Source organism: Pseudomonas sp., from assembly GCF_050739775.1.
Classification (GTDB): domain Bacteria; phylum Pseudomonadota; class Gammaproteobacteria; order Pseudomonadales; family Pseudomonadaceae; genus Aquipseudomonas.
Window position 1 is genome coordinate 87576 of record NZ_JBOICA010000018.1, and the last position, 10547, is coordinate 98122.

A 10547-nucleotide genomic window follows, 5' to 3' on the forward strand; every position below is an offset into this window, starting at 1 on the left:
ATTTTATTCACAGGATCCCCTTTCCAACTTTGGATAGGGGATGAAAGTCTGCGCTCAGTCGGCAAGTTCAGCGTTAGCTGCTACTTGGGCCTGCGTCTTTTTTTGCGGATTTAGCAGAATATTCAGGATGATGGCGGTGATCGCGCCCAGAAAGATGCCGCTTTCGAGAATCAGCTTGAGCGTGCCGTTGGCATGTTCAAACAGTGCCGGGAAGGACATCGGCAACACCCCCACGCTGACGGACACCGCGACGATGATGCCGTTGCGGGTGCCCTCGAAAGTCACACGCGACAGTTCCTGAATCCCGGCCACGGTGGTCATGCCGAACATCACGATGGCACAGCCGCCGAGTACAGGAGTCGGCACCGCTGCGATCAAAGCACCCAGTTTCGGGAACAGCCCCATCACCACCATGATTGCGCCGGCGGAAGCCACCACGTACCGGCTTTTGACGTTGGAGAGTGCAATCAGCCCGGTGTTCTGAGTGAAGGCATTGTAGGGAAAACTGTTGAACAAGCCGCCGAGCATGGTCGACAGGCCGTCGGCTCGGAACGCATTGCCAAGCGTCAGTTGGGTGGTTGGCTTTCCTGTCAGCTTGCCAATGGCCAGACAGTTTCCGGTCGTCTCGGCCATGATCACCAGCATGGCCAGAGTCATCACCAGAATAGGCATCAGCGAGAATTGCGGTGTACCGAAGGCCATCGGTGGGCTGAGCTCGAACCAGGCTGCGGTTCCAACCTGACTGAAGTTGGTCATGCCGCAAGCCGCCGCGATCAAGCTCCCGACAACCAGCCCGATCAGCACACTGAGGTTACCTAGAAAGCCGGAGAACTTGGCGTAGATCACCAAAGTCACCGCCACCGTCGCGAAACCGAGCAACAGATTGGACGGCGAACCAAACTCAGCGGAACCGGGGTTACCACCGCCTAACCAGATCGCCGCTGCGGGCATTAGCGAGATGCCAATGATTGTGATCAAACTGCCAATCACGACCGGCGGGAAGAAGCGTAGCAGTCGGCTGAAGATAGGCGCCAAAGCGATGGTAATTGCTCCTGCCGCGATTACTGCACCGAACACTTCGGTAAGCCCGAACTCCTTGCCGATCATGATCATCGGCGCCAACGCAATGAATGAACAACCCTGAATCATTGGCAAGCGTGCCCCAAACTTCCAGAACCCGAGGGTCTGAATCAGGGTAGCGATCCCAGAGGTCAGCAGGTTGGCATTGATAAGCATCACCACCTGTGCGGAGGTCAACCCTAACGCACTGCCGAGAATTAACGGTACGGCCACCGCGCCAGCGTACATCACAAGCACATGTTGCAGGCCGTAGGTAAATAGTTGACGGGCGGGCAATATTTCGTCTACCGGATGAACCTTGGAAGAGCTCATGTCGCATGTCTCCTGAAGATACAGCTTTTGTTGTTGTTTTTGGGAGCATTCTAAGCGCCGGCAGGACGGATGCTTTGCCCGGCAAGAACTGACGTCGAAGGTAATAATCTACGCTTGAAATCAATGGAGCAAATGAGTAACTATCGTTTATAACGATATGTCAGTCAGCTGGAAGCGGAGCTAGCACTCAGTGATACAAGCTCACGACTGGCCCCTGCAGTGAATGTGGAGGCGGGATGAAGTTCTCATTAGACCAATTGCACATGTTCATACAAGCCGTGCAAAGCGGCTCGTTCTCGGCGGCTGCACGTAAGCTGGGGAAAACCCAATCCACGATCAGCGTGGCAATTGCCAACCTGGAAACGGACCTGGGGGTGGAGCTGTTCGATCGCTCAAGCCGAAGCCCGGTATTAACCGTCGCCGGTCAGAAAATGTTGCTGCAGGCCGAAGCCGTACTGGAGCGTTGCCTGACGCTCGAAGCTCATGCCGACTGTCTATCAGAGGTGGTCGAGCCAAGCCTATCCATCGCCATCGAGACGCCCTATAGCACAGTGACGCCTGTACTTCGCGAGTTCGAGCAAGAGTTTCCCTATGTCGACCTGATCATTCGCCACCCGGTTTATGGTGATGTTAGTGAACTGGTGGCAAAAGGTGAAGCTGTGCTTGGTATTGCCTTTTCACAACCAGGTTATGCCAAAGGCTTGGAATTTCAGCAACTTGGCAAGCTGATCATGTTACATGTCTGCCATCCGCAGCATCCGCTAGCACAATTGGAAACCGTGACATTCGACGACTTACACGTGTACCGGCGACTGGCCTTCAGTGCCCATGCTGACAAGCTAACCAGCAGCGAATATCTGCGGTCAACGCAACTTTGGCAAGCCGAGAGCTACCTGGCACTACTTGAGTTGGTCTGTGCCGGACTTGGTTGGGCGACGTTGCCGCGTCAATTGATTCAACGCGAGTTAAACAATGGAGAGCTTATCGAATTGCAAATCAGCGCATATCCGAATACCGACTGGCAAATCGGAGTGGATTTGCTCTGGAGTCGGCAGAGGCGAATGGGCAAGGCTGAGCGATGGTTGAAGGAGAGATTGCAGAGAAACAAGGTGTTTGAACTGGATCGCAAGGGGCATCCCACCACCCTTTGAGAGGTTCCACGTGGAACATGGGCACCATAAGTGTCGCATCTGAAACCTAATTCGTGTCGTATTGCGGTTTCCTGACCCTATTAAATGTCGTTTCCGAACTAGCCTCCTCACGTTACTGAAAATGCCTACTGGCTGAATCCAGAGCCCGAATCCAAAAAAGGGCGGCGGGTGCGTAATGCGCATCAAGCAATCAGGTAGCCGCAGGCCTCCTCCCAGCACGCCGAAAGATGCGCCCACACCAACGATGGGGTGGAACGGCTTTCACCAGAAGCATTACGCCACTACAACCAGTCGCCCAGCATCGGAATAGGCATAGATCAGGTGGAGCATCCCAGCCCCCTAGCTAGAGCAGTTTCATAGTGGCCAGAGTGTCCGCCATCCGGTAACCCATCGTCTTGTAACCCATTTTTCGCTTTTCCCACATTCGCATTAATGCAACGTTGCCCTCATCAACAAAATCGATGACTTGTACATCAGTCTTGGCAGTGTGCGCTCGATGCAATCGACCGGTGTATTGCTGGAGAATTCCCCGCCAGGAAATAGGCATAGCCAGCACGAGAGTATCCAATGCCGGATGGTCAAAGCCCTCACCAATCAGTTTGCCGGTAGCAAGGAGCACCCGAGGCGCGCCTTCAGACAAGGACTCAAGCTCTCCAAGCCGAGCTAACCGCTGCTTCTTGGGCATTCGCCCATGGAGGGTGAAGAGGTTTTCGACATGCGCCTTCAGTGCGTGCTCTAGAGCATCCACATGCTCAGTGCGTTGTGTCAGCACAAGAACTTTTCTACCTTGCTCATACGCTGAGCGAACGTTCGAAACGATCTGCGCGGTACGCCCCGTGTCATCAGCAAGACTTTTGAAGACCTCTTGTATCCCTGCACCGTCAGGTACAGGAACCGGACCTGCTAGCATCCGAGGTATGACTGACAAATCGTGGGGAGCGCTTTCTGGTCGAGCCGCAGTATGCCGAATGGGACCGCACTGCATAAAAATGATTGGCTGCTGCCCGTCTCGGCGGATGGGTGTAGCAGTCAGCCCAAGCACATAGCGCGCAGGTGCGCTCCGTAGTAATGCTTCGAAAGAGACCGCCGAGAGGTGATGGCACTCATCGACAATGATCTGACCGTAATTCTTGATCAAATCACTGATTTCACCTTTCCGCGAAAGCGACTGCATCACAGCGATGTCGATCCGCCCAGTTGTCTTAGGCTTTCCACCGCCTATCGTACCGACGACCTCTTTGCCTACGCCCAAGAAGGTCTGTAAACGAGCCTGCCACTGTCGAAGCAGTTCTGTGCGGTGCACAAGCACCAGCGTGTTAACTCCACGCCTCGCGATTAGTGCGGCAGCGGTTACTGTTTTGCCAAACGCTGTGGGGGCGCATAGTACCCCGGTGTCGTGTGGCATCAGAGCGTGGATCGCCGCGTCCTGGTCTGGACGTAAAGTACCCAGGAAATTAACGTCGAGGGTAACGCCAGCAAAGCGTTCATCCTGTAGCTGCGGGGTGATTTTGTACTCTTTTAACAGGTCCTGTACCGCACCCCAGCAGCCGCGAGGAATCCCAATATGCTGAGGGAAATTTTGAGCGCAGCCAATGACTCTGGGTTTGTTCCAGACAGATAGGCGCATGGCTTGCGCCTTGTAAAAGTCGGGATTTTGAAAAGCAGCGAGTCGGATTAGCTGGTTGGCCAAAGGCTGAGGCAGTTGAGATTTTTCAAAGTAAATCAGGTTTGCCTGCGTGACGTTAAGGGTCGCTGGCAAAGGGCAGGTCAACGACCGGGACGTTGGCTCGCGTTGTTTCCAAGGCTCGGCTTCGTTCTGCTCATCGACAAAGGCAACACCTAGCGGGTCGCGATTGCCCATCGCTTGACTGATAACCGGCTGGATGCTTTCCGGACTCATCCGTCGAACAGACGCGAGGAATGCCCATTGATCGGAATACGGTTCCAGCGTGTCATCGACAAAAACACTGTGGTTGTTAGCCCTGGCTCGTTTTTGCAGTGGCAGAGCAATCAGATTTCCGAACCCACCCTTGGGCATATAGTCCTGATTGGGGAAGAGCCGGTCGTACGAGCTAAGTGATAGTTGTCGGGTGCGCTCGCAAGCATGGCTGATGATCGCGGCACCCAAACGGCGAGCATCGCTCGCGGGCACTTTGTTTTCGAAGAAAATCCAGGCATGCGCCCCATTACCAGAACGCGAGATTTCCAGCGCCACGGGAACATCGAGAGCGTGGCAAGCATGCACAAACGCCAGTGCATCCTCCCGCCAATCAGCTTCATCGAAATCGACAGCCAGGAAGTGACACGTATCATCCGAAAGCAACGGATAGACCCCAGCCACAATGGCGCCTGCCAGGTGGCGATAAATGACCTCGTCGGTCACCGGTAGTAGCTGACGTTGTCCACAATCACTGCATTTGATGCGTGGCTTTTCGCACATTCCGGGTCGCCATTCATTGGCACAGGCCGGTGCGTAGCCAGACTTGCCGCCTCTACCTTCCCACCGCAACGAGTAGGTGTCGATGCGGCCTTTGAACAAGCTACGGAAAAGAGCGAGCTTGCCGTCAGTATCAAGGTTTGAGGGTGGATTACTCTCCCCAATCAGGATACATATAGGCTCAGCTGGAAGCTGCCACTCAACGCCATGCGCTTCAAGCAAGGCTATAAGTCGCGCATTCTCAGCCCGTAATCTTGCCACCAGTGTGGAATCGGTCACCGCTTAGAAGCCTCTGCCGCTGAAGAGGACGCAAACCTCGTAGCTTGTAGGCTATCAGTGTGTGACAGAGGGTATCAAACGACCAGCAGGGATTCGTAGCCGCCTGCGCCAAAGATTTCAAGCCCCGTCATAGATCATGCTGTGTTTTTCAACGGGAGAACACAGATGAAAACACTCTCCGCTCGGCGCGAATTCTGGGCTGAACATATTCAAACATGGCGCACCAGCGGACTGACGCAAGTGGCCTACTGCGAACGACACAACCTCAAGCCCAAGTCCTTTGGTTACTGGTTTCGAAGTCGTGAGAGAGCGACTGAGACCATGACTCTGGTGCCCGTATCGTTGCGTGAACCTCAGGCCACCACCGACTTGTTGCTGCGCCATTCCAGCGGTTGGGAACTGGCACTATCCTCCACCGTCGAGCCCGTATGGCTGGCTCGGTTGCTGCGGGAGATGGCCTGATGGTGTTGCCGACACAGGTCTGGCTGATGCTTGAACCCATGGATATGCGCCTTGGCATCGACGGTCTTTCGGCACGTATTCAACAAGCGTTGGGACGCTCGCCGTGCGACGGTACGGCCTATGCTTTTCGCAACCGTCGAGGTAACCGGCTCAAGCTTTTGCAGTGGGATGGAACCGGCGTCTGGCTGAGCCAGCGCCGCTTGCATGAAGGCTCTTTCGTCTGGCCAAACGAGGGCGACAAGATCTTCACGCTGACCCAGGCCCAGTGAACTGGCTGGTCACTGGCGTCGATTGGCAGCGTCTGGAGGCCCGTCCGATGCGTCATTGGCAAGTGTAAAAAATACGCTTATCACCGGCTGTTTGCAGTTATTGCGCGTGTTCTTCCAGTAAAATCCACACGCATGCCTTTATCCGACGATCTTGCCGCCCTGAACCTCGACCCCGCACTGCGGGAACAGGTCATGACGGTGCTTTTGCCGCTCCAGGCAGAGGCCGAGAAATTGCGCGTCCGGGTTGAGCTTGACGCTCTGAAAATCCAGGCGCTGACCTTCGAACTCGCCCAGTACAAGCGTATCCGGTTCGGGGTCAAGAACGAGGCCCTGTCACCCGAGCAGCGTGATCTTTTTCATGAAACTGTCGATGCCGACTGCGCCGCTATCGAAGCCGAGGTCGAGCTACAGATTCCCGAGCTGCGCGCCCAGCGGCGCCGTGCCGGCCGTCAGCCCTTACCTGAGCATCTGCCGCGCATCGAGCATCGCCACGAACCCGAGGTGGGCACCTGCGGCCAGTGCGGCGGCGAGCTGGTGAGGTAAGGGTAAAACCAAGCGGGCGTACCTCTGGGCCTATCGCAGCAACGACCTTGATGAAGGGCCGGGCATCACCGTGTTCAACTATCAGGCCGGGCGCAGCGGTGCGCATGCGCGTGCCTTTCTGGAAGGCTGGAAAGGTCATTTGGTGGTCGACGATCACATCGGCTACAAGGCGCTATTCACCTTGGGTATTAGCGAAGTGGGCTGCATGGCCCATGCACGGCGCAAGTTCTTCGACTTGTATGCGGCCAACCAGAGTCCAATAGCGGCCGAAGCGCTGAGCAGGATCGCCGAGCTTTACGAAATCGAAACACGTGGCCGGGCACTCGACGGCGAACAACGCCAGCAACTGCGTGCTCAAGAGGCGGTGGTCAAGCTACAAGCGCTGCACGACTGGCTGCTGTCGGTTCGTCAGGGCGTTGCCAACGGCGGCAGCCTGGCCAAGGCGATGGACTATAGCCTCAAGCGTTGGCCGGCGTTGTCTCTCTATGCGAACAGCGGCGCACTGCCAATCGACAACAACCCGATCGAGAACAGCATCAGACCGATAGCCATCGGGAAGAAGAACTGGTTGTTCACCGGCTCCGAGCGCGCCGGACGCCGCGCTGCGGCGATCCAGAGTTTGCGGGCGACGGCTAAACTCAATGGAATTGAGCCTTCAGCATGGCTGCGCGATACGCTGGAAAAACTGCCGAGCTGGCCAAATAGTCGTCTTGATGAGTTGCTGCCGTTGAAGTGATCCGGCAAGTAAAGGTGGGTGGGCTGGACGCTTACGGTAAATCAAAGCATGGAGCTGACTGAATTGTTCGTATCGCCGTCACGTGATGCGCGAGTGATCTATCCTCTCCACCAGTCCAAAATAGGATTGAGAATAATGCGTATGGTCGCCTAGACAGAACATAAGGTTCCACAAAACAAAACCCCGGACTATGTCCGGGGTTTTGCTGGAGTGAGCGACAACAACGTGCCCACTCGCGACACTTAATGTGCCCATCGACACCTGATGTGGGTTCGCAAAAAAGATGACTCGAAAGACCCAACAAAAGCGGGCGAAGAATCATCTTTTCTGTGAGTTCAGCACTGAGGACTCTCAGAAAAGATGAGAAAAGCCTACACGCTTTTCACAATAGTTGGTTCCACGTGGAACAACCAGATTCGGCCCTTTGATTGCGGAAAAGCCACCTGAGTGACATTACTTCAATATAGCTTGGAGGTGCCGCGGGATCAGAGGCGATTCAGTCCTCAGCCGAACCAACGGAAAACAGACAGCCTCGACGTGTGGATCTCGCATTTCTCTCACCTTATGAACGTGAATTGAATCTCTTAAAAAGCTATTGCCGTCGCTCGTATCCCAGCGAGCACATCCACAATCTGCATCACCGTCGCTGCAGGGAAAACCTGCAACGGGCCCTGTGCGTCGAGGTCGGTAAAGGGCGACTCGACAGACGGGGATGCGAATGTCCAGTCGGCACATCGAGGCACCGACGATGCCCAATCGCCTCCGCGAGTCTGGCCGAGGTTGAAATCGATCAGTTTGGGATGATGGTGGTATCAATGATGCTTGTTGGCCGGTTCGTTCCACTCGGCTTGGAGGCTTTTCCTTGGGGTAGTCTAAGGATTCGTTACTAGTAAAAATTGTGGGATTCGCTCTTGGCATGAAAACGACGACAGCCCCGGATAGCTATATCCACGCATACAAATGTGACAACATGCACATTCATACAGCATGTGTTTATATACACATTAAGCATAACTGAATCGCGAGAATGCCCAGAAATATCTGAGCTTCGTTGCTCAGTGACAGTGCGCTTTGGGCGATAATCGATCTGAAGAAAATGAGGTGAGAATGGAAAGTCTACCGAGCATGCTTGGCGTCGTTTTGGGCGTGGCACCAGCATTTATAATCCTAGGTTTAGTGAAAGGCATGCAGCCATGGCGCATTGGGACATTGATGGCTGGCCTCGCCTTGGTCATAAACGCAACTCTAATGCTTGCGGTAATGACGGATTTCGCACCTCTTTTTATAGCTTTGCAGAGGCAAGGTACGCTGACAGAAGAAGTAGCATTGAACGCCCAAAAGCATCTGGCCCTCTGGACCGTTATGTTTCCAGCGATTGTCGGCGCTATTGGTGCAAACTATCTAACGGCTTGGTTTCAATCAAAAAAGCCATGAGCGTTGCCTGTCCAAACCGTGGAATTAGTGCCCATTAGTGCCTCGATAGCTTGTGTCAGGTCAGCTACCTATAGCATTGAGATACTATCCAACCAAGGGCGGGAGGCATCTACGAAACTAGTGGCGATTCAATGAAAGGGAATTTAAATGCAGCAAATCGCAGAGCAGGCCTTCAATCCATGTCCTTATATTGAGAGTTATTACTCTGCCCTAGAGATTGACAAGGATAATAATCCCTTTCCACGCCTGAAGGCTTGGGAGTTTCTCTATGAATACATATGGGGCAAGAACCGTCCTTGGAGTTCGCTGACCGATTCGACCAACCTCGACACTACCGCCTTACATGTGGGATTTTATCTGGCCAACTGGGGAATGTTTCGTGGCCGCTCGGAGCTGCTGCGCAACAGCAATCTCGACCTGATGAAGGAGCTGGTACTGCGTCTTTTCCAAGGAAAGGGCCCTGAGCTATTCGACCTTAGCAGTAAGGACTTCATACCAGGAGCGCCCAACCTTGCGCACAATCAGGCACTACTCGACGATGTGATTCAGCTCTTTCACAACATGCCTGGAAACGTATCTTGGACCGACACCTTGATCAGTAAAATCTTACTAGGTGTCTGGGGTGAATTTCCTGCACTCGACCGCTATTACAAAATTGGTATCCGTTCATTCTATCCGCACCGGGGTCTAACTGAAGTCAGTGGCCGCTCGCTTACGTCGTTGATGGAATTAGTCGAGACGGAGAAGTTCGAACTTCCGACCATCGAAACCAAGTGCCTACGGCTTGCCTACCCAAAGGGACGCCTGCTGGATATGGCCTTTTTCCAAGCCGGTCTCCAGCTGAAATCTAGCGCTACCCAATAGTCCGAGTGGATCAATAACAGCCGTCATGATCGGGTTAGAAAACTAGTTTTTGATTACGGAATGTCCTCTTCTGGCTGGTAACGGCCTTCCGTGGAGGTCGGCTTTGGGTCCAGACTGTGTGAAAACGCATACGCCTTTTTGAAGTCCGCGTTGCTACATAAAATCTGCCAAAGTTTGGTCAGTATGCAAGACCGGAAATTTGCATAGGAACGCGACTTTCGTTCCAGTCCTGACTGTAAAACCTGCTCCAAAACGTATTCACACAGCCTGGATCGATAGCGCCCAATCGTGGGCGATCGCTTTCGACCCTTAGCTGACGCTCGCAAGTGGCTCAATGTGCCCAGAAGAGCTTGCAAGGTGTTTAGAGAATCCGGGACGATTCAGTCTCTGGCAATTGCTGAACTCAAATTTTAGGTTTTAAGGATCGTCATGCGCCCTCACTCACTAAGCACTGCACTCATTACTGAAAATGCATTTCAACTCGTTGCTTGGAGCGCTGGAGCCAAGGAAGCTCAGGGCCACTTTGTCGATAGCGATGACCCCGGAGCATGGGGAGCCACAAAACCGCACTACGTTTACAATTTGCAAACTACAATCAGCGAGCTTTTGGTGGTAACGGCTACAAAGATAAGAATTCTCCAGGATTCGCTGGGGCAGCTAATTTTTGATCCCGGGGAGATGACAAAGATTGACGTTGAGGTCTCTGAACGGCACCCATCGGCGTATCTTACGAGCAATAAAGCCAACCTCTCGATTCGGGAGATATGCAACAAAATTATCCACGCGACATCAGTGGCATTTGTAATGCGAAACGCAGATGGACAGCTGGAAGAGTTTTCATATTGGTCAGAGGACCTAGTGTTCTGTCTCAAAAATAAATTTCCTACTTGAGCTACTCTTCCATAGTCAGCCGTGACATGGAGTGCCGCTATGAACTCTCAAGACATCGTGCTCAGTGACGACGAACAAGTTGAGCTGAA

The 10547-nt window shown here is 53.7% G+C and carries 7 protein-coding genes and 1 pseudogene; 6 read left to right on the top strand and 2 right to left on the bottom strand.

Features of this window, described 5'->3' with window-relative positions; all coding sequences use genetic code 11:
* Positions 1–54 precede the first annotated feature (54 nt).
* Positions 55–1392 (bottom strand): nucleobase:cation symporter-2 family protein, encoded by a 1338-nt coding sequence (locus ACRESH_RS11730; protein WP_431742147.1) that lies wholly within the window; start codon positions 1390–1392, stop codon positions 55–57.
* Positions 1393–1628: 236 nt separating this feature from the next.
* Between ACRESH_RS11730 and ACRESH_RS11735 the strand changes: the two genes are divergently transcribed.
* Positions 1629–2543 carry a LysR family transcriptional regulator gene (locus tag ACRESH_RS11735; protein WP_431742148.1) on the top strand — a complete coding sequence of 305 codons (915 nt, stop codon included), beginning with the start codon at positions 1629–1631 and terminating at the stop codon, positions 2541–2543.
* 343 nt (positions 2544–2886) lie between these two features.
* Here the strand turns inward: ACRESH_RS11735 and ACRESH_RS11740 are convergent, their stop codons facing one another.
* Positions 2887–5259 carry a TOTE conflict system archaeo-eukaryotic primase domain-containing protein gene (locus ACRESH_RS11740; RefSeq protein WP_431742149.1) on the bottom strand — a complete coding sequence of 791 codons (2373 nt, stop codon included), beginning with the start codon at positions 5257–5259 and terminating at the stop codon, positions 2887–2889.
* Positions 5260–5424: 165 nt separating this feature from the next.
* Here ACRESH_RS11740 and tnpA point away from each other — a divergent pair, with 165 nt between their 5' ends.
* The 5 genes and pseudogenes from tnpA (at position 5425) to ACRESH_RS11765 (ending at position 9567) form a co-directional block, all read left to right on the top strand.
* The gene (tnpA, locus tag ACRESH_RS11745; protein ID WP_431742150.1) at positions 5425–5721 is read left to right on the top strand and encodes an IS66 family insertion sequence element accessory protein TnpA; all 297 of its coding nucleotides are present in this window, start codon (positions 5425–5427) and stop codon (positions 5719–5721) included.
* A complete protein-coding gene (tnpB, locus tag ACRESH_RS11750) occupies positions 5721–5990 on the top strand; it encodes an IS66 family insertion sequence element accessory protein TnpB (protein WP_431742151.1) in 270 nt (89 codons plus the stop codon). The genes tnpA and tnpB overlap by 1 nt, the downstream gene beginning before the upstream one ends.
* Before the next feature lie 132 nt (positions 5991–6122).
* A pseudogene (tnpC, locus tag ACRESH_RS11755) lies at positions 6123–7269 on the top strand (IS66 family transposase).
* 1107 nt (positions 7270–8376) lie between these two features.
* Positions 8377–8703, top strand: a complete 327-nt coding sequence (locus ACRESH_RS11760; RefSeq protein WP_431742152.1) for a hypothetical protein — start codon at positions 8377–8379, stop codon at positions 8701–8703.
* A gap of 147 nt (positions 8704–8850) precedes the next feature.
* The gene (locus ACRESH_RS11765) at positions 8851–9567 is read left to right on the top strand and encodes a hypothetical protein (protein ID WP_431742153.1); all 717 of its coding nucleotides are present in this window, start codon (positions 8851–8853) and stop codon (positions 9565–9567) included.
* Positions 9568–10547 lie beyond the last annotated feature (980 nt).